Origin of the sequence: Microcystis sp. M_QC_C_20170808_M9Col (assembly GCF_007095495.1) — a bacterium.
In the GTDB taxonomy this organism is placed as follows: Bacteria; Cyanobacteriota; Cyanobacteriia; order Cyanobacteriales; family Microcystaceae; genus Microcystis; species Microcystis aeruginosa.
In genome coordinates this window covers 1-19,191 of the sequence record NZ_SFBZ01000007.1, presented here as the reverse complement: position 1 = coordinate 19,191, position 19,191 = coordinate 1, and the positions used below count along the sequence as shown (strand labels likewise).

Here is a 19,191-nt window from a genome sequence, read left to right as displayed (position 1 = left end):
TTCTAGTTTATCATAGTCTTATTTGCGCCACCAACCCGATGTCGGGGGGGCAGGGGGGGGGTGAGGGCGATTAACCATTTCTGCCATTACTTATGAAAAATGGTATTATCCAACAGAGTTTTTAGATTTATTCAGCAAACCCTAATTACAAACACTTACTTAACATCATTTTACCGTTCCCCGTTCTCTTAATCCTCTTTCAGATCGCAAATCAGCAACGCCTGGGGAGAGTTTGCTGATAGCCAAGGGCTAAGAGATGACAGAGTTGGTGATATAGTAACTAAAGATCACACTTAAATCTAACCTTGCCATAGATGCACAAATCTCGAATCTGGCAACCCCAAAAATCTCCCGTCTCTAACATCAGTTTTAGCGATGAAATGAGGTAAGAATTTTGACGAAAATACTTAGCGATCGCATTGCCGTTTATCTGCTCATCGGTGGACTCCTGTTTAGAATAATCATCGCCTTGGGGCTTTATCCCGGTTACGATGAAGCCTATTATTACGTTTACAGCCATAATCTAGATTGGAGTTATTTCGATCATCCGCCAATAGTAGCGATTTCCACGGGTTTTGGGACTTGGATCACGGGATTAGTCAATCAATTTACCATTCGCTTCGGTACTCTCCTCCTCTATACTGGCAGCCTCTGCTTGCTGTATCTGACGGCTTTAAAATTGTTCAGTCTGCCGGTCGCCAGAATGACTTTAGCGATCGCCACTCTCATCCCCATCTATGGGATCGTCTTCGGGATTCTTTCGCAGCCAGATAGTCCTTTAATCTTTTTTTGGTCATTAACAGTCTATTTAGCTGCCCAAGAATTCTGGCCAATTCGGGAAAAAAACTATCATCCTAGCTATCGTCTCGCTTATATTGGACTTGCCGTAGGATTGGCGGTTTTAAGTAAATATCACGGCTTTATTTTGGGCTTTGGTTTAGTTTTATTTTGTCTGACCACTCCCCGCTATTGGCCTGTATTTAGATCCCCTTGGTTGGGATTAGGATTTATTCTCTTTTTGATAACTTTATTGCCGATTATCTACTGGAATATTAACCATGATTGGATTTCCTTTCGCTTTCATTTAGAAGACCGTTTTTCTGGAGAACCCAAAACCTTTAATATTCTTGGTATTCTCTCGGTTGTTGGCATTAGTATCGCCACGATGTTTCCTCCTTTCGGTCTGCCGATGTGGTGGGTGACATTTAAAAGCTTTGCCGAACAAGTGCCTAACTTTATCTCGAAAAAAAGATTTTTTCATCGAGAAGAAGAATCAGTAAAAAAATGGTTAATTCTCTCGGTTTCTCTGCCTTTAATCCTGGGAATGCTTTATGTGGGTGCTTCCCATTATCTCGCCCCTAGTTGGATTTTACCCGGGTTCTGGTCCGGCACAATTTTATTAGGAGAAAAGGCCAATACTTGGCAGCAATCTTCTCGAATCTGGGTAAAAAGATGGTTATGGGGATCGGGAATTTTTATCGTTACTATTTTATCTATAGCAATGCTTCACGTTACTTTTGGCACTTTCCAAAAACCTAGTCAATACGCAATTTTTGGGGGAATTATTGCCCCAGAACAAGACCCTTCTCGGGAAATTGTCGATATCAATCAACTGCGCCAAGGCTTTGCTAATTCGCCCGAATTATTAGCACTCTTAAAAGATTCTAGCTTCGTTTTTACCCATAGTTTTTATGTGACCGCATGGCTAGATATGGCTCTCTATCCCCTAGTTCCTATTCCCGTCACCTGTTTTAACAACGATCAAAGGGGTTATCAAATTTGGTTTAATCCTCAAGAATGGATCGGTAAAAATGGTTTATTAATTACTACAAATAGTTCTCTAGAAAGACCGGAAATAATCGATCGCTACCGTCCCTATTTCCAAGATATAACTAAAGTAGCTGTCATTCCGATCAAGCGCGGTGGTGTCACCATCGAACAATTTCATGTTTACCAAGCTAAAGGACTAATTAAAACTTATCCTTAAAGCAGTTATAGCGGATAGGGGATAGATCAATTAGTTCATCAATACTCCTGATTTCTATCTCCTGAATTTTGTAAACTTTTTAACTTTTTACTTGATAAATATGTCCATTCATCGAGTGCGTATTGCTAGAGATAAAGGGGAATTTGTCCAGTCCTTAGTTAATTTTAATCAGGGAATTGGACCCTTTCAAACCTATGCTGATGTCATCGCTTTTGCGGCGGCTTTAGGGGTAAAATATCAGGAGAGGGTGGCCATAGAAAATGTGGCGAAGGAACCCTCACCTATTAACCTGGAAATTTTTATTTCTCGTGGCTACGATACCCTAATCAAATTATTGGCAGTCAATGAATTCCAAGACACGAAAATTCTTTCTCCCCACGGGGTAGATTCAGAAGCTTTGCGAGTGACAATTTTCGAGGAATATGCCAACGCTGGTTTAGCAAGATTAGAACGAGAATTGCGCGGTGCGGTGGATTATACTGAAAGATTATTGTTAATTATCAGTCAAGAACGTTTTCGAGAAATTACTGCCACAACCGAATTCGATTTAGGCAGATTTTTGTAGTAGAAATCTTAGTTAAGTACCTAAGTAAAATTAATTACACATCTCGCTAACTCCTGACTTCGGGTGCATCTCATTTTTGTAAATCTAGCAAGTTGGGATTTTTACGCGAAAACTCTCTGATAAAATCTGGCATTACTTCCGATTTTATCACTCAATCCAAGCTTTTGGGGGGTTCTACCCCCCAAACCCCCCGTTGGGGGCGTGGCGCCGCCCCCAAACCCCCCGCGCATTAGCTTTTCGGTGGGATGCTTACAGGCAGCTGCTGATACATTTGTCATCATTTAAGAGTCATACTAAATCTGGTTATTAAAAACTGATTATTTATTCACCCTTTTGCATTAGTGCCTGCTGCCTTTTACCTGTCCTGATATGTAGCCTATACTCAACGGATTTAGTATTATTACTGTAGTTTGGTATGGGCTTTTTTCTCATAGGTGCGTTCAAATTTTGTGCGGGTATAATTGGCGGCGATCGCTATTGCTAAAGCCAAAATTGCGAAAATAAGGGCAGTAATTTGATAGATAGACTGATTTGGGGATAAAATTGCCAGTAAAACTAATAATATACCCATTAAAATCGCAATTTGTTTAGTTTTTACCATGTTTTCATGGGCATCGCTACAGGTGCGACAGTGGACAGTGTGACGAGAATAGCGATCGAGGGGTAAAGGATCGGATAAATCGATCGCCGTTGTCCGCTGGCTGGTGTAGCCTTGATAGTAGGGGAAAGAGTCCCCATAGCGATCGAACCATTGACGTAACTCAATCACCAAGGCATCGGAACTTTTTAAGGGTAAGTATAATTTTTGTAAACTATCTCTTGACTTTTCCACCATTTGCTGCTGACTTTGAATTAAAGGTAGATCATCTTCGAGGATGCGACTTTGACGCAGATGTTCCAACCAGCGCCAACGGTATTGACGGGAGTTAACGGCAAAATTTTGGTAACGTCGCATCAGTAAGCGAGAACGACCTTGACCCAGAGAAATCCCGTATAAAGCCAATCCAGCACACCAATGGGGATTAGGCAGAGAAAAACGATAATGAACGAGATTAGGGGCTATAAAATCCAGATATTTCCAGCTTTCCTGCGGATTGCGGCTATTGCGCCACTGACTGCGAATTCCCCGCGCCGAGACTTCGAGAATTTGGAAGGCTAACGGTTGAGCATTTTCCCGTTTTGCCCCGAATTCGCTGCGATCATGGCTAATATTAACATGGGCGGGATCGAGGAGATTTTCGAGTAAATAGCCCTGTTCGTAGGGAAAATCGATGACATAATCGGTATGGACACAATTGGGGTCTTCTAGGTCTTTGATGATAGGAATATCGCTTTCTTTCGCTGTTTCCTCTTCTCCTAACCAGACCCAGAGGACTCCCTGACGTTCCATCACCCCATAGGATTTAACCTTGGCATTGCGGGGAATCGGGGTATTGACTGGCAGTTGGGGAATATGGGAACATTTTCCATCCGTCTCGAACTGCCAACCATGGTACAAACATTCTAAACGACCAGCGATCATCTGTCCTGTGGAGAGTTTCGCCAAGCGGTGGGGACAGCGATCAAGCAAACAGCCCCATTTTCCCTGCTGATCGCGAAATATTAGCAATGGTTGCCCATAAAGAGAGAAAGAGTAGGGATTTTTTTGCCAATCCTGCACGAATAACACAGGATACCAACAATTTTGGTAGTGAAAACAGTCATCCCTAGGCAGGGGTTGAGATTGATCAGTGCTTGTCATGGGGATGAGAGAGAAAAAATATTGATCTTGATCATAATATCGGTGCGGCCAATTGATCTCTGTTTTTCTACTAAGTAGCTGGTTATAATTAAATTAAAAATGGATTTTAGGTTCGATCCCCCCTGCCCCCCTTGATAAGGGGGGTGCCGATAGGCGGGGGGATCTGATAGTTTTTAACGCCTACCTACTTATCTTTTAATCAATCCGAAAGGGACTAGGAGAGGGTCGAAATTCCCGATAGGCGTTAATTGTAGCCAGAAAGTCGATTGTAAAGTCTTTTATTGATTTCGTATAGTAGCCAAATAATTAAAAAACAGACAGAGATGAATATCAAAGGTTTTTGAGTCAGTAAATTCTGCAAACTCCAGAATAGTTGCTGCGGTTGAGTGACTAGATACCAACTATTCAGCCGGAGAAAACGCCCTAGATAAATACCGATCGCACTTAAAAAATGGAGAGTTATTTCTAGGGGTAAAACTGCTGAATTTAGCTGACTTTGCTGACAATAACTTTTTAAATTAAGTAAGGAGAGAACGTATAGCTGAAAGCCAATAAAAATAAAGAAGCTATACTGGGGGATTAAAACTAAAAAAAATAAACTTTTGGCGTAATCCTGCTGAAGATAGGCGATTAAATGAATGCTATCGGTGAGAATATAGGGAGCATTGGGTAAAAAAAGCAGGAAAACTAAGAGAATTAACCACCAGAGTAGGGAACGATCGAGGGTGATCCGAAATAGCCAAAAGCTGAGGATAAAGGGGATAAAGGCCAGAAAAGAATTCCAGATAATCCTCCCGGTGCTAAGGTTAAATAATTGCCAAGCATTATGCCACCAATCCCTAGTTAAAATTATCGTTAAATCTGCCCAAATCATCCCTTAAATACCAGTCTCCTCTAGGGTTGATAAATATCCTAACCAATGTTTTAAAGATTCCGGTAAAGGGATTCTTTTTCTAGCGGTGGGAGCGATGCACACATGGCGAGTTTTCGCTTTTGCGACCATGATTTCAGCCAAATAAATTTTATACTGCAATTGAAACTCGTTTTCGCTCAGGGATCGGATAGTGAAATCAATTTGTATGCGATCACCACAAAAAAGGGGACGAAAAAACTGGATTTCCGCTTGAGTAATCGGTAGGGCAACCGGAGAATCTTTGAAAAAATCCTTGATATTGATGCCAAATTGTGCTAAAGAAAACTCGTAGGCTTCATGACAGATCGAGAGAAGATGGGCAAAGTAAACCACACCGGCCGCATCGGTATCGGCCAGATAAATTAGGCGCTCGTAGGGCATAAAAAGCTTATTGTCTTTCCAGAAAGGTTAAACTATCTTGTAGTTGTCTTAACTCGTCCCGATGGGCTTTGACAGTTAATTCCGTTTGCTGAGATTTGCTTTCTACTTTAAAAGCCACTTCTTCTAAACGGCCGACTTTTTGCCAATAGAAAACACCCGCGAGGGGAGATAAACCCACAAGAGCAAAAATATAGGGATTAGTATCGGGAAATAACACCGATAACACCAGTGAAAAGCAAAATAAACCCAAGGCCGCCAAAATTGTCAAAAATATCGCTAGAAAGGGGCTAGGCGGCACAAAACCCTGTAATCTGACAATATTCTGTTCGGGTTCGATCGCCTTGACTTGATAGGAACGTCGGTCAAAATAATCTCGCAGTTGTTCTAATAGTTGGTCGTCACTGGTACTGGTAAGATAGACACGCTGTTCGATACGCTCCTTGACGGAACCGCGAATAAAAAAGAATAATCCCACCATGAGCAGGAGAGTCAGAAAAAAAGTTGAGGAAAGAACGGGGGTATCCATGGCGGCAGTTAGGAGCGAAAAAACTTACAATTAATCCTAATTATCCTAACTCATCTTCTCCCCCGATCAGAAGATAGACCCTAGGAGCAAAACCTCGATCGAGAATCAGAAAAATTTAACCCCAAGGCAGATTCATGGGCAACAATCTATTAACAGGATTAATCGAACCCTTACAGTATAGTTTCATGCAGAGATCCCTAATTGAAGCTATCATCGTCGGGATCATTTGTGCGGTGGTGGGAACCTACCTGATGGTACAACGTTTGGCCCTCTTGGGCGATGCCATCAGTCACTCGGTCTTACCCGGATTAGCGATCGCTTTTATTGGTAATTTTAATCTGCTACTGGGTGCTTTACTAGCCTCAATGGTCAGTACCCTACTGATTAACTTGATCCGTAATCGTTCCCCGATCAAAGAAGATGCGGCCATGGGTATCGTTTTCTCGGCTTTTTTTGCCCTTGGCATCACCCTGATCACTCTCATCCAAAAAAACAACAAAATTGACCTGAATCACTTTCTCTTCGGCAATATTCTGGGTGTTACTGCTGCCGACATCCGCGATACCCTAATTATTGCCGTTATCGTTTTGTTAACCGTTTTGCTCCTGTATAAAGAACTATTATTCTACACTTTCGACAAAATCGGGGCGCAAGCGGCGGGTTTACCGGTAAATTTATTAGATTTAGGCTTAATGCTCCTGATCGGTCTGACAATCGTTGCTAGTCTCCAAGCGGTGGGAGTAATCCTCGTTTTGTCCCTTTTGATTACCCCGGCAGCCACTGCCTATCTTTTAGTTACCCGTCTTCATCAAGTCATGGGTTTAGGTGTGGGTGTGGGTATTATTTCTAGTATCAGTGGGATGTATTTAAGTTACTACTGGAATTTACCCTCTGGACCGGCGATCGTGCTTGTCGCTTTTACCCTATTTATGTTGGCCTTTTTATTCAGTCCCCGTCAAGGAATTTTCACTCATCCCTCTAGTCTAGGTGGTCAACTTTCTATCTGGGGAGAGATGAAAAATTTGTTGAGACGACGTTAGTTTGGGGGATAAGGTGGGAGTGATCAAAAAAAGCCGACGGCCGAGATAACTGCGATAATTTGCTAGATTTTTAGAGGCTCTTACTCTGATATTGTGTTGATTTTATTGAGAATTTATTCATGTAATCCCCCTGATGGAAAGACTCTAGGGAAATTTTCCTTCTCATCCCTCCCTTGGGGATATTACAGAGATTAATCTATCGCTTATAATCAATTCATTCTCGCACCTCTAACGGATAGTTTAGCATACGGTCGAGTGCAGTGATGTTTTATGCCTCTTTGTTTGGTGGATAGTGACCAACACTTTTTAGAAACTGCTCAACAGATTGTATTTGTATTGAGCGAAAAGGATTAAGAACCAACAGATCTTTATCTCCACTGATAATCAAATCAGCTTTACCACTAAGCGATAACTCTAAAATCTTGTCATCCTTGGCATCACGGCACTCCTTGACAACATCTACCACCTCAATCAATATTCCCCTATCTATAAAGCTGTCTAAAAATTCTTCCCTTTCTTCATCTGTGATATATTTTCTAAACTTTGCACGACTGAGAACTTCGTCAATTTCTTCTATTAGTTCTAATGAGAACAAAATGTTGCCATTTTGGAGTGCATACCTAATTGCCAAGTCAGGATTACTGCCCTCAAACAGCAAAGAGCTAATGATCACGTTGGTATCAAAAACGTATCTCACTTTACTCACTTAGCAAATTACTCAAAATTTCGGGAGTTAAGCCTCTAGCTTGTGCTTTCCGACTGATATCACTCATAACAGCCTCTAGTGGGCGGCGTTTTCTAGCAAATTCTTTCAACCTCAAACTAAGAAGAGCATCAAGCTTTTGGCGATCAGCAAATATAGCTGATTCATAAATTTCGGCCGATTCCGCGTCAACACGAATTTTAATCTCTCTAACTTCCATAGGTTTTACATACCAAAGAATGTTTCTAAACTATTTAAAACTCTCTCTGACTATATACTAGACGAATTTTTCCAGATAATACCCCCAATTAAGATTTTATTGAGAATTCATTCTCGCACCTCTAGAAGTTTAAACCATGTCACTCGCTGAGTTAATTCCTCTGGTCAACAATCTGAGCCAGTCAGACAAATTATCACTCTTCAAACTCCTGGCCACACAAATCCCAGACGCTGAACTACAATTCATCTTCTCCGCATCAGAGTACCCAATTTGGTCGCCCTACGACGCAACGGCAGCTGCAAACATTCTTAGGCAGATGATTCAGGATGTTTGCAGCTGCTCATGCCTAGTACAGTTGAGTTTCCCTTTTCTGAGGATGAAGCATTACCGATAATTCCTATTATTCTCAGTATCGTGCTTGTGTTTAGTATTGATGGAGAAAAGTAATGCTAATTTTTTTGGGAAAATTAGTTAAACCATGATTATAACATATAATTAGTTTGTAAGTACCTAAGCAAAATTAATTACACATATCTAACCACCTCTTGCCTCTTGCCTCTTGCCTCTTGCCTATCTTCACTAGGAAATTAATTTTGCACGACTACTTAAGAGTTCGAGTTAACTTGGTTAGGGCTATGGATTTATTAAAAAATCGGTTTGTGCAGTCGTTGGGAGTCGGGGCGTTTTTTTACCTCCTAATGCTTTCCTTAAATTGGGTGGTGTTGTTCACCCTGAGAATTCTTGAATCTTTTTCTAGTTGGTATCGATACCGCGCCGCTCCCTATTCCTTCCAAATCAGTATCGGGGTGACGCTGGCCTATTTGCTGATCACGGCCCTCTTAAGTAGCCGGCGTGATTAGTAGTAAAACGTAGTGGACTGTTTCAGCTAAAATAGGGCAATAGATTTCGGCTTAAAGTCTTAGATTATAGAATTTATAGCATTTTTCTAATACACCAAATTAGCTGAAACAATCCAGTAGACTGTTTCAGCTAAAATAGGGCAATAGATTTCGGCTTAAAGTCTTAGATTATAGAATTTATAGCATTTTTCTAATACACCAAATTAGCTGAAACAATCCACTAGGGTGCGTTAGACGGCAAAAATTGCTGCTGTGACTCGAAGGTGACAATCCGTCGTAACGCACCACCTATAGACCTCTTGCAAAAGTCTTAAGTCGATCCTTGTACAGCAACATTTTTGAAGATTATCAACTACTAATAAATAATTAACTGAAAGTCCCTCCTATTATTGTTTCTATCGTTTGTTTTCGGATTTATGCAAGAGGTCTAATGCACAGCAAAGCAAAGGATTAAGCCGCCATCACTACTACCGAATCACCACCCACGTTTCCTGTCCATGAGGTACAGGGTCTTAAGTTTGAGTCGGTCGGCAGCAGGGGATATAAGAACTTTACTTCAGGCGAGGGAAAACCCCTATACATCAAATATTTTCTGACTTAATACCCACTGCTTGTAAATCCCTATTGTAGTCCGTCTTTAATCCTCCCCCTAAAAACAGTCTAACTTTCTCAGAAATCCTCGTCCACTTTACTGCTAAAGTAACCAAGGCCACCTTGATCCGATCGTTTTGGCTGGGAATTCTGGCATCTTTGTAGATAGCCAGAAAATCGTTCAGGTTAGGCCAATCTCGCCAAATATCACGGATTAAGCCCCGGAAACGGTTTAAATTAGACCGATGGGGGTAACTGATTAAGTTAATCTGATGCAATCCCCCCATGACCCTTATGGTTCTAGACCTTAAGGAAGGCCAAGTTTTGCGAGCAGGATGTTTGACTAGGGCTTTTGGCGCATAAACTACTTGATAACCTGCTCTACTAACTCGCCGTCCCCATTCTAAATCTCCCCCCGAGGGAAGAGAGAGATTGAAAAATCCTACGGTTTCAAAAATCTGTTTAAAAGTAAAAATATTAGCAGTTGCACCAAATTTCATCTTCATAACTAATTCTTCTTGGGGTAAAGCTGTGATCATCTCAAAAAGCTCAACCGCATTGGCCTTGCCTTCGATTTCGGGAAAAACCTCAATATGACCTGCAACCAAACCACAATTAGGAGTATTGACCAACTCCTCTACCCCCTCTCTCAGCCAGTGGGCATCGGGAAGGCAGTCAGCATCAGTAAAAGCAATGATTTCACCCCGGCATTCCCTAATCCCCTTGTTGCGGGCGGCAAATTGTGTAGGGATGGTTTCTACCAGATAAGATGATCGAGGAAATCGAGCCACGCAATCTTTAATGCTATCATCAGGCCCGTTATCGACAACGACGATCTCCCAATCGTCCGTAGGATATATTTGTCGCTCAAGAGCTTCTAGGCAAATTTTCAGGTGATCTACATCATTAAAAACAGGAATGATAATCGAGACAAAGGGGAAAGTCATAAAATAGTCAGAGATTAATCGTTCAAGTTGGGCATCTTCTCAAAAATTACCTCAAAAACCCGAGTCTTGTCAACTAACTCTATGAGACTGGGGACTAGGGCGGGGTTTAGACTGCCAAAAGGGGTAAACAAAAGCTGTGAAGATGTTATAATAAGCCCCGTTCCGTATCTAAATAGTTAGAGGCAAAATTAATGGCATCTCCCACTTGTTCGCTTTGGTTTTTTGTAGCGCGAACCGACTTACCATTTATGATGCTTACCATCCCCCATATAGTTAAGATGTGTAATTTCCCCTTTCAAGAAAAAGTGCTAGCCATAGACACGGCTGCTTTAAGTGGGGAAAAAGTTAATCGTCTGGGTATTGGTACGATGGAAGATTTACGCCAATGTGCACAAACTTTGCTGCACAAGGGGGTAGTTGACCGCATTGTAGATTTTAATTACGATCCTAGGTATCAAGAACGATTATATCTAAAACATTTCGGCAGTGCCATAAAACCTACTCATAACTATAAAGGCTATCCGATCCTTGGCTCGATTTTTAAGATAGAAGAATGTCAGAGTGACTATCTGCTTCATTTTGATAGCGATATGATGATGTACCAAGAGCCAAGCTACAGATGGATTGCTGAAGGAATTGATCTGATGGAAGCAAATCCCCAGATTATGTTTGTCCGTCCTATGACAGGACCGCCCACCTCTGATGGTAAGTTTTGTGAATCAGATATGGGCAAACTAAATTCTCAAGGTTTTTATGAATTTAAACATTTTGGAAGTCGCTTATATTTGCTCAAATGTAACCGGTTTGATGAGTTATTACCCCTGCCTATCATCTGGTATAATAAATATCGGCAGCAGTTGGTAAACAATTGGCCAGAAGGCATGAAAACAGCCCTAAATATCTGGACTGGAAGGGGAAAATTAGATTCTTGGGAAATTATGATTTCTGAGAAGCTCAAACAGACGGATTATCTGAGGATTAACCTCACCAACCCTAGAGCTTGGAGTCTGCACCCGAAGGAGAGAAGCCCTGCTTTTATCGCAGCTTTACCATCAATTATTGCTAGGATAGAAATGGGCGATTTTCCAGCCAAACAAGCAGGATTTTATGATTTAATTTTTGACCTGTGGGTTTAGCTCTGAATCATGCCAAAGCTATCAGAACAGTACATTGCTTAGATCTAGCAGTTTTCCCTTGAAGGTTTTCGATTAAATGATACCAGTCCAAAATTTCAATCCTTTCCTGTTTCTCTCCGATCTCACGCAATAAATTCCAGATACCATCATGTCCATCTCCTCAACAAACTTTCATGTTTTGCTAGATGTTGAGAATTAACCACATCTAATCAAGCTGAGTTATCCTGAAGAAAGGGAGCTACTCCCAATTGATGGAAACTCACCCCTTTATAATCAGGCCAAATTAAGGCTTCTGGGCGTTCTCACTCGTATCTTACCGCCGTCTCTACTCATTTCCTTGAATTCTGTGTTAGATGGTAATTCTTCAAAATGGTAAATAGGCTTTTCGAGGGTAATTCTTGTTTTAATTCTCCATGTACGCAGTCTTTAAAAGCCTCGATTTCGTTCCAAGACACGATTAAGAGTGGCTTTTAGGCTAAGTATAATTACTTATTGCGTAAGTGAGATGCTCCCGGTTGTTGTTGACTGTGTGAAACAGCAATTTCTGTTAATGATTTGGGTTCTTCGTTTAATTGATTAGTTCGCTCTAGATCAAAAACAATTGACAAAAATCGCTAAATGCCTTTCTATATAAGTGTTCCATCCCTTATAACCCCCGTCCATTGCATAACACAAACCGAAGAGCCAGAATTAATTTCCTAGTCGAGACTCCGAGACAGTAGAGGATGCCCTATCAGGTTATACTTCATCTTTAGGAGAAACGCCTTAAGTATGGCACGATTTTTGAAAAATGGTATAAAAAGTATAAATGTCAATCGATCGACTTAAATCTTAAACTAAATAATCAACCCCGAATCGCCCGGTATTGGAGGAACAAAACAACTCGTGAGTATAACTGATTTAATCCAAAAAGGCGGAGTGGCCATGTGGCCGCTGCTTTTTCTGTCTATTTTAGCTCTTAGCACTATTATCGAACGAATTTGGTTTTGGAGTCGTACTCTCCTCAGTGAGGGCCAGATTTTAAATCGCATTATGGAATCCGCCATCCGTAACTGGGATTTGGCGGCAAAAGTCGCCGGAGATTCCCGCAATCACCCCATTGGTAGCTATCTCTACGCACCCCTGCGTTTAGAAAATCCAGATCCAGAGGTTTTTCACTTTGCCCTCGAATCGGCTGCCGATGAACAATTATCCCTAATGAAACGGGGCGATAAAATCCTTGAGGCAGTCATTGCCCTTTCTCCCCTGTTAGGATTATTAGGGACGGTACTCGGTTTAATTACCTCTTTGGCCAATATTCAATTAAGTGACCTGGGAACTTCCTCGACGGCGGGAGTAACTTTAGGTATTAGTGAAGCTTTAATTTCCACCGCTACCGGCTTAATTGTCGCTATTTTTAGCCTCGCTTTCTATCGTGTTTTTCAGGGACTCTGGTTCAATCAAGCCCGAATTTTTCGCAAGGCCGGCAGTGATTTAGAAATTATCTACCGCCAACGCTGGTTACACCAAGAAGACCAACAATACGCCCTCAGTGCTAACCTAGAAAAACCTCTCGATCGCTAAATCTCTCCCTTATCAAGCATGGCCGAAACTAAATCTCTTAACCACAAAAAGCCAAAAAGTAGCCATATTACGGCTCGTCCCCTCAAATTATGGCATGATCAACACCGCATTCAAGAGGATGTGCAGGTTAATATCATTCCCTTGATCGATGTAATTTTCTGTATTCTCACTTTCTTTATTCTCGGTGCAGTGGGATTATCTCGCCAACAGGCTATCAGCCTCGATTTACCGAAAGCTAGTACCGCCACCACCCCGATGCGGGAAATGTTGGTGGTTAGTCTCGATGATTTCGGACAACTCTACGTCGAAAAACAAATGGTGACTCGCGCCCAGTTGTTCGAGGCGATCAAGAATTATCATCAATATAGTCCCAATGGACTGATGGTACTGAATGCCTCCAGAAATGCCAGTTATAACGAAGTGGTTGGGGTTTTAGACCTACTGCGACAGGTAGGCGGTGATCGTGTGGCTTTAGCGACTCTATCGGGGGAGGCTAATAATCCCACCCTGGAAAATAGCAATCCTTTGCCCAATTTGCCGACTAATTCCACCTTGCCCAGTTTACCCAATCCTCTGGGCAGAAATTAACTAGGAATGGATGCGATAGCTGAGTAATTGTTCTTCGAGGGCGGCAATGCGATTGTAGGCCGCCGTCAATTGTGCCGTTAATCGGCGAATTTGGATTTCATCGGCAAAAGAATTATCGCCATTGACAGCTGGGGCTTGTTTGCCACCGTGATCCCGGAGAATATCTTTATGATCGTAGAGGCTATTATCCGATAACTCGGAAAAACCGACCATTTCCAGGGATTCTCGCAGGGAATGACTCGATTTATCCCCAGCTAGGATAGCAATTTGCTGGCTGAGGCTTTCGACAATATCCTGTAGACGCTCGACTTTCTGCTCAAGACTGATAATCTGTTGTTGTAGTCCATTCATGCAATTACCTAGGGATAAAGGAGGTTTCCCCTCTATGCTAGGCTCTGGAGGAAATGGGCTATAACAATTTCTGATTGATTTAACGATCCCTTTACTGCCCTTAACGAAAATATGGCACGGGAAGTCCCCACACGAGACCGAAGCGGGATGGGGATGTGCCGAGTGCCTCCTTTCCCCTTGATCAAAACCTATGCCACAATGTCAAGGACTTAAGCATATTTTGAGACTTTTTAGAATGAAATAGCCCTGGCATCGGTAATCGCACTCGACATAAAAATTAGCTCACCAATCTAGATAAAATTTCTCGATGAATTAAAGCTCGATCGATTAAAAAATGTTTGCGATCGCTGGTTAATCCCTCTCCATTGGCATAAAAATCAATCCAAGTGGTACTAATATCATTAACTGCCTCTGGTAACTGATCTAATTCCCAACCCGGCATCGGTACTTCGGCAATTAATCGCGACACTTTCGGATCATAACTCAGGGCAAAACAACGACAATCTTCTGCCGCGGCCATAATTAAACTATGAAAGCGCATTCCGATCACCATTTCTACCCCGCGAAATAAGCCTTTTAACTGTCTTGGATCCTCTAAACTAATGATTTGATGATTTTCCCTTAATTGACAGGCTACAGCTTCACAAAGGGGCAAATCCCGCGACTTTTGAAAAGGGACTAAGAGAATAAACGCCCCCGTGCTGATTTGTAAATCAATTAAAGCTTGGGTTAATTTATCTAATTTTGCCGGGGTTAATAGGGGATGGGGACGTAAATTGACGGCGATTCTTGGGGCGGGTAAATCCGATAATCCCTTGACTGATTGAGCGTCTAAAGCCCATACTGGATCGGGGGCAACAATGGGATGAATACCCCAATTGGCGACTAAATGAGCCGAAGTATCATCGCGCACACTAACTAAACTACATTTTTGTAAAACTTTTTTGGTTAACCAACGGGTAAAAGGTCTATTTAATGGTCCAATTCCCTGCCCCCAAGCAATAGTTTTTAAGCCCAATAATTGAGCAAGAGCCATTAAACCACCGTAATAAATTGGACTGGCAAAACTTGTGACATCCTGCATTAAACTGCCGCCACCCCAGATAAATATATCCGCTTTTTTCATAGTTTGAAAAACTTGCCACCAATCCCTACTAGGACAGGTTTCCACTCCATAACTTTGACTGGTTTCTCTGGGATTATTTGACAAAACAATAGGTTTAATTGCTGAGGGCAACATCTGCAATAGAGACACTAATAATGCCTCATCTCCTCCGTTTCCTCTCCCATAATATCCACAAATTACTGCACGCATATATTCAGTTATCAGTTATCAGTTATCAGTTATCAGTTATCAGTTATCAGTTATCAGTTATCAGTTTATAGTGCTTTTCACGTTACTGAGGTATCGACAAGTTTTGCCAACAAAGGGTTTAAGCTCCTTGCTCATACCTCATTCTGATGAAAACTGCTATATCTATTTTATTATTCCCACTCATAACTAATAGCTTAAACCTGATCACTGTTTACTGATAACTGATCACTGATTTAGTCGTCCATTTGCCAGGGTTCGGTGATGTTTTTTTCATCGAGGATATTTTTGGCTCTTAAAATCAAGACCAATTGACCTAAGATGGTGACATCGGGGGGACTATCAAACCATTGTAAAGAGACGGAATTATCTCTCTCTACTAGATAATAATTGTTCACGTCCCATTCGGCCAAAACTCGATCGATCACTAATAACACTTCCTCGGATCTGGTGGCAATCGATCGAGGTAATTGATCGCTAGGCCATAAAATAGCTACAGGATCGATCGCTTTGAGAATTGCTTGCCAACCGGGGAGAGGCACGATTGTTTGTTTATCCCCCACCGTTACCAGTCGAAAAGGTTCCTCGACGCTCAAACTTTCTGTGTGTTTTATATCAGTTACCGTCACCGGAAATCTTCCTACTAAAGGAATAATTCTGGCTAATTCGTCCTCATCCTGTAAACGATGGACGGGTAGCAGGGGAGCGCTACGGGAGGGAGTAACGGTAAAATCTTGTAGTAAGGACTCGATCGCCTGTCTGGCCGAGTCAGAATGGGCAAATTTCAAACCTTTAGCGATTAATTTCGCTCTTTCGGCTAAATCCCGCTTTTGTTTGCCCCGTTTCCAACACTGATAAGCGATCGCATCTCCAGGATGACGGGTAAATTCACTGGGAATCTGGGATAAACGGGAAAAATCTTGGATAGCTTTGGCGATATCGTGTGCTTCAGCCACCTCAATCCTTTTTTCTGCCGCTAATTTCGCTGCCCCTAGTCTTTGTTCTTGGTTGAGAATCCGTAATTCGTATAGCACATCACTGCGCGGCCCGATGTAGTAACTTAATAAATCTTCATCTGCTCCTGCTTTGATTAAACTCTCAAAAACTTGGGCAGCGACAATAATTAAATTTTGTTGGGCATTTTGAAAACCCGTTTGTTCAAAAATTAACTGGGAATCGTAGCCAGCTTTTTGCAGTTTTTGACATTTTTGCCCCCAATTCACCCAATTTCCTTCCTTATGAAGCAGCGAGCGCATTAATTCGGTCGCTTCCGTTTCGCTGATTCGATCATCTGTACTGCGAGGCTGTTCTGTCATAGACAACTTGATCAAGCTACAATAACTAAAATTTATCTAATCCCTCAAAAATCTTCAATAGCAATTAAGGTTAACAGGATAGACTAGATAGTAACAGGATAGCTGACAATCACCCCCTTCGTACCTGTTAGGGCAAGTTTATCTTCAATGTCTAGATTAAGAGTTAATGGAAGCATTCCCCCCTCGTCCACAACTAACCCCGGTCAAAGGACGATGAAAACCAAGCGTCACCCCAAAGATAGCGCCTTGGGTTTAGTCTCTACCCTCAGCTTTCCGGCGATCGTCGGGACAGCGGATATGATGCTAAAATCGGCAGAAGTTACCCTCGTGGGTTACGAAAAAATTGGCGGTGGTCACTGTACGGCGATCGTGCGTGGTAATATTGCCGATGTGCGGTTAGCAGTGGAAGAAGGGGCAAAAACCGCCGCACAGTTCGGACAATTGGTATCTAAATCGGTTATTCCCCGACCGATGCCCAATTTAGAGGTAATTTTCCCCATTGGTAGCCGTTTAGCCGAAATTGCCCAAAGTCAACGGGGTTTCAGCAAACTGAGCAATATGTCGATCGGTCTCTTGGAAACCCGAGGTTTTCCCGCTATGGTGGGGGCAGCCGATGCCATGTTAAAATCGGCCGATGTGCAGTTAGCTTCCTACGAAACAATTGGGGATGGTTTGTGTACGGCCATTATCCGGGGTTCCGTCGCTAATGTGGCCGTGGCCATTGATGCGGGAATGCGAGAAGCAGAGAAAATCGGTGAACTGCACGCGGTGATGATTATTCCCCGTTTATTGGAAGATTTAGAACATACTCTACCGGTGGCCAGCTACTGGTTAGAAACTCCCGAACCTTTACCGATGTTGTTACCCAATACTGTCCGGGAAAAACAACGGGAATTAGTCGCTTTACCTGAATTGGAAAAAACCAAAATACCAATTCGTCGCCAAGAAATGCAGGAAAAAGTGTTAGAAGAAGTGATTCCCGTGGAAGTTATCACCGATGAGGACAGTTATTAATTTTTATTTTCAGCTTTGCTCCTGTGCTGCTAAAAGTACAGGAGCAAAAGGTTGAATTAGGGTTTGCGGCAAAAAGTTTGTTGGTGGGTGTGGATTTCCCAGTAAAAAATCTTTACAGAGTCCCCCGACAATTAAACGAATCGAATAATGATAAATTTTTGTCAAGAGGTGCGGTCAGATCGAATAATCGTCGCTAGAATTGGCCTAAATTGTCAGAAATTTAGTTAAACAAGGTTTTTGACAATATGCTAATCTGGCTAACAGGCTTTTGGGCGTGATATAGGGAAAAGTTCTGGCGATTGCGCCTAGATGGGGTGATATGCCAAAAGTTGACCCATATCGTTACTCTGAGGAGTGTTATCCAGAAATTTTCCGTATAATTTTTAGTTATACATACATTATCTGTAGCAGAAAGTGGAAGATTGAAGTAAAGAAAAGGCACAATATGACTAAAAAGAATCAATCAAAAAGATTAACGAATCAACATAAAGAGTCTAAAGGTGTAGTTGGTATATTTGGAGATGAAGCAAAATCACACGACATAACTGTTGGAAAAATTTCACTTTTTGTAATTGAACAGCTTGAAAAGGAGTTTCCTCAATTATCTTTTCAATACAAAACGAGCATAAAAAAAGAAGAAATAAACGAAGCATTAAAGAAAATTGACCCAGAATTAGGACAAACACTTTTTGTATCAAATTCAAGTATTATACCCGATGGTGGAATAATAGTTGCACCAGACAGCCGTAGGGTGCGTTCCCCAAAGTGGTTCCTACTGCTCCAGCGATCGATTTTGGGGAACGCACCATGCACATTGATTGAAACTGTAGGTTTAAGTGCGGTCGCCGATCTTAATAAGCTATATTAACAACAATACTTAAAGAGAAGGCTTAAAATGGTTAAATCAACTTTGTACACGACAGCAAAAGTCCTACCGGGAAATAGAATTGAAATTGAATCTCCAGAGCTGACTGTAGGACAAACTGTTGAGGTAGTTATTTTGGTTGAAGAAGTTAGTTCTGATGCTTCTAGCACCGAAGATATCTCTCCATCCTTAAAACAGCGTCTTGCTTTTCTGAAGTTACCAATGACTGAACGGAGGAATATTCTCAAAAGTCAAGCCGATATAATGCTCTCTCACTATCAACAAGATTCTGAATGGCAGGAGTTAATGGCAGGTGACATCATCGAAAATTTGGGTCTGAAACCCCGCCGTTTTACGGCGGCTTTACTGTTAAATATGAGCATCGTTTACGAAATATATGCTAAAATATGAGACATGGAAAAAGCCTATTCGTTTCGATTTTACCCCACACCCGAACAAGAGTCGCTATTGCGGCGCACTTTGGGATGTGTAAGATTGGTTTACAATAAAGCTCTCCACGAACGAACACAAGCATGGTATGAAAGACAAGAAAGAGTAGGATATGCTGAAAC

The 19,191-nt window shown here is 41.9% G+C and carries 20 protein-coding genes and 2 pseudogenes; 11 read left to right on the top strand and 11 right to left on the bottom strand.

Annotated elements, in window-relative coordinates; translation table 11 throughout:
• Nucleotides 1–394 precede the first annotated feature (394 nt).
• Together EWV68_RS00520 and EWV68_RS00515 are read left to right on the top strand one after the other, a co-directional pair.
• Entirely contained in the window at nt 395–1,987 is a 1,593-nt protein-coding gene (locus EWV68_RS00520; RefSeq protein ID WP_287168458.1) for an ArnT family glycosyltransferase, read from the top strand.
• Nucleotides 1,988–2,087: 100 nt separating this feature from the next.
• On the top strand, nt 2,088–2,552 hold the full coding sequence (locus EWV68_RS00515; protein WP_002760679.1) for a DNA phosphorothioation-associated protein 4: 465 nt from the start codon (nt 2,088–2,090) through the stop codon (nt 2,550–2,552).
• A gap of 400 nt (nt 2,553–2,952) precedes the next feature.
• Here the strand turns inward: EWV68_RS00515 and EWV68_RS00510 are convergent, their stop codons facing one another.
• From EWV68_RS00510 to EWV68_RS00495, 4 genes are all read right to left on the bottom strand, one after another.
• Nucleotides 2,953–4,293 (bottom strand): aromatic ring-hydroxylating dioxygenase subunit alpha, encoded by a 1,341-nt coding sequence (locus EWV68_RS00510; protein ID WP_287168457.1) that lies wholly within the window; start codon nt 4,291–4,293, stop codon nt 2,953–2,955.
• A gap of 244 nt (nt 4,294–4,537) precedes the next feature.
• Nucleotides 4,538–5,167 carry a DUF1361 domain-containing protein gene (locus tag EWV68_RS00505; RefSeq protein ID WP_287168455.1) on the bottom strand — a complete coding sequence of 210 codons (630 nt, stop codon included), beginning with the start codon at nt 5,165–5,167 and terminating at the stop codon, nt 4,538–4,540.
• A 3-nt stretch (nt 5,168–5,170) separates the two neighbouring features.
• Nucleotides 5,171–5,587, bottom strand: a complete 417-nt coding sequence (locus EWV68_RS00500) for an acyl-CoA thioesterase (RefSeq protein ID WP_287168453.1) — start codon at nt 5,585–5,587, stop codon at nt 5,171–5,173.
• A 7-nt stretch (nt 5,588–5,594) separates the two neighbouring features.
• A complete protein-coding gene (locus EWV68_RS00495; protein WP_002734244.1) occupies nt 5,595–6,113 on the bottom strand; it encodes a cofactor assembly of complex C subunit B in 519 nt (172 codons plus the stop codon).
• A gap of 134 nt (nt 6,114–6,247) precedes the next feature.
• On the opposite strand from EWV68_RS00495, the gene EWV68_RS00490 reads away from it, so the two are divergent.
• Complete coding sequence (locus tag EWV68_RS00490; RefSeq protein WP_061430563.1) at nt 6,248–7,153, top strand: metal ABC transporter permease; 906 nt, start codon at nt 6,248–6,250, stop codon at nt 7,151–7,153.
• 268 nt (nt 7,154–7,421) lie between these two features.
• On the opposite strand, the gene EWV68_RS00485 is transcribed toward EWV68_RS00490, so the two are convergent.
• Entirely contained in the window at nt 7,422–7,859 is a 438-nt protein-coding gene (locus tag EWV68_RS00485; RefSeq protein ID WP_045360693.1) for a putative toxin-antitoxin system toxin component, PIN family, read from the bottom strand.
• On the bottom strand, nt 7,852–8,076 hold the full coding sequence (locus EWV68_RS00480; RefSeq protein ID WP_045360691.1) for a hypothetical protein: 225 nt from the start codon (nt 8,074–8,076) through the stop codon (nt 7,852–7,854). The genes EWV68_RS00485 and EWV68_RS00480 overlap by 8 nt, the downstream gene beginning before the upstream one ends.
• Before the next feature lie 635 nt (nt 8,077–8,711).
• Here EWV68_RS00480 and EWV68_RS00475 point away from each other — a divergent pair.
• On the top strand, nt 8,712–8,936 hold the full coding sequence (locus EWV68_RS00475; protein WP_002740738.1) for a hypothetical protein: 225 nt from the start codon (nt 8,712–8,714) through the stop codon (nt 8,934–8,936).
• Nucleotides 8,937–9,517: 581 nt separating this feature from the next.
• Here the strand turns inward: EWV68_RS00475 and EWV68_RS00470 are convergent.
• Nucleotides 9,518–10,474 carry a glycosyltransferase family 2 protein gene (locus EWV68_RS00470; protein ID WP_287168452.1) on the bottom strand — a complete coding sequence of 319 codons (957 nt, stop codon included), beginning with the start codon at nt 10,472–10,474 and terminating at the stop codon, nt 9,518–9,520.
• A gap of 191 nt (nt 10,475–10,665) precedes the next feature.
• Here EWV68_RS00470 and EWV68_RS00465 point away from each other — a divergent pair, with 191 nt between their 5' ends.
• Nucleotides 10,666–11,610 (top strand): hypothetical protein, encoded by a 945-nt coding sequence (locus tag EWV68_RS00465; RefSeq protein ID WP_287168450.1) that lies wholly within the window; start codon nt 10,666–10,668, stop codon nt 11,608–11,610.
• A 61-nt stretch (nt 11,611–11,671) separates the two neighbouring features.
• Here EWV68_RS00465 and EWV68_RS00460 read toward each other — a convergent pair.
• A pseudogene (locus EWV68_RS00460) lies at nt 11,672–11,985 on the bottom strand (ISKra4 family transposase); the annotation flags it as partial.
• 549 nt (nt 11,986–12,534) lie between these two features.
• On the opposite strand from EWV68_RS00460, the gene EWV68_RS00450 reads away from it, so the two are divergent.
• Both EWV68_RS00450 and EWV68_RS00445 read left to right on the top strand, forming a co-directional pair.
• Nucleotides 12,535–13,173, top strand: coding sequence for a MotA/TolQ/ExbB proton channel family protein (locus EWV68_RS00450; RefSeq protein ID WP_002760669.1), 639 nt, complete (start codon nt 12,535–12,537; stop codon nt 13,171–13,173).
• A gap of 18 nt (nt 13,174–13,191) precedes the next feature.
• Nucleotides 13,192–13,761, top strand: a complete 570-nt coding sequence (locus tag EWV68_RS00445; RefSeq protein ID WP_287168449.1) for an ExbD/TolR family protein — start codon at nt 13,192–13,194, stop codon at nt 13,759–13,761.
• Here EWV68_RS00445 and EWV68_RS00440 read toward each other — a convergent pair whose 3' ends face one another.
• The 3 genes from EWV68_RS00440 to EWV68_RS00430 all read right to left on the bottom strand — a co-directional run bounded on the left by EWV68_RS00440 (nt 13,762) and on the right by EWV68_RS00430 (nt 16,740).
• On the bottom strand, nt 13,762–14,112 hold the full coding sequence (locus tag EWV68_RS00440) for a hypothetical protein (protein ID WP_061430568.1): 351 nt from the start codon (nt 14,110–14,112) through the stop codon (nt 13,762–13,764). It lies immediately after the preceding gene.
• 277 nt (nt 14,113–14,389) lie between these two features.
• Nucleotides 14,390–15,427, bottom strand: coding sequence for a polysaccharide pyruvyl transferase CsaB (gene csaB / locus EWV68_RS00435; protein ID WP_061430569.1), 1,038 nt, complete (start codon nt 15,425–15,427; stop codon nt 14,390–14,392).
• Between the two features lie 233 nt (nt 15,428–15,660).
• The gene (locus tag EWV68_RS00430) at nt 15,661–16,740 is read right to left on the bottom strand and encodes a RuBisCO accumulation factor 1 (protein WP_287168448.1); all 1,080 of its coding nucleotides are present in this window, start codon (nt 16,738–16,740) and stop codon (nt 15,661–15,663) included.
• A gap of 213 nt (nt 16,741–16,953) precedes the next feature.
• On the opposite strand from EWV68_RS00430, the gene ccmO reads away from it, so the two are divergent.
• The 4 genes and pseudogenes from ccmO to EWV68_RS00410 all read left to right on the top strand — a co-directional run.
• Nucleotides 16,954–17,754, top strand: a complete 801-nt coding sequence (gene ccmO, locus EWV68_RS00425; RefSeq protein ID WP_002775137.1) for a beta-carboxysome assembly protein CcmO — start codon at nt 16,954–16,956, stop codon at nt 17,752–17,754.
• Nucleotides 17,755–18,199: 445 nt separating this feature from the next.
• Nucleotides 18,200–18,622: an EcoRI family type II restriction endonuclease gene (locus tag EWV68_RS00420; RefSeq protein ID WP_287168446.1), complete on the top strand. Its 423-nt coding sequence runs from the start codon at nt 18,200–18,202 to the stop codon at nt 18,620–18,622.
• Between the two features lie 27 nt (nt 18,623–18,649).
• Nucleotides 18,650–18,946: pseudogene (locus EWV68_RS00415) on the top strand (hypothetical protein); the annotation flags it as partial.
• 87 nt (nt 18,947–19,033) lie between these two features.
• Nucleotides 19,034–19,191 (top strand): helix-turn-helix domain-containing protein (locus EWV68_RS00410; protein ID WP_287168468.1); only part of this gene is annotated, 158 nt, incomplete at its 3' end.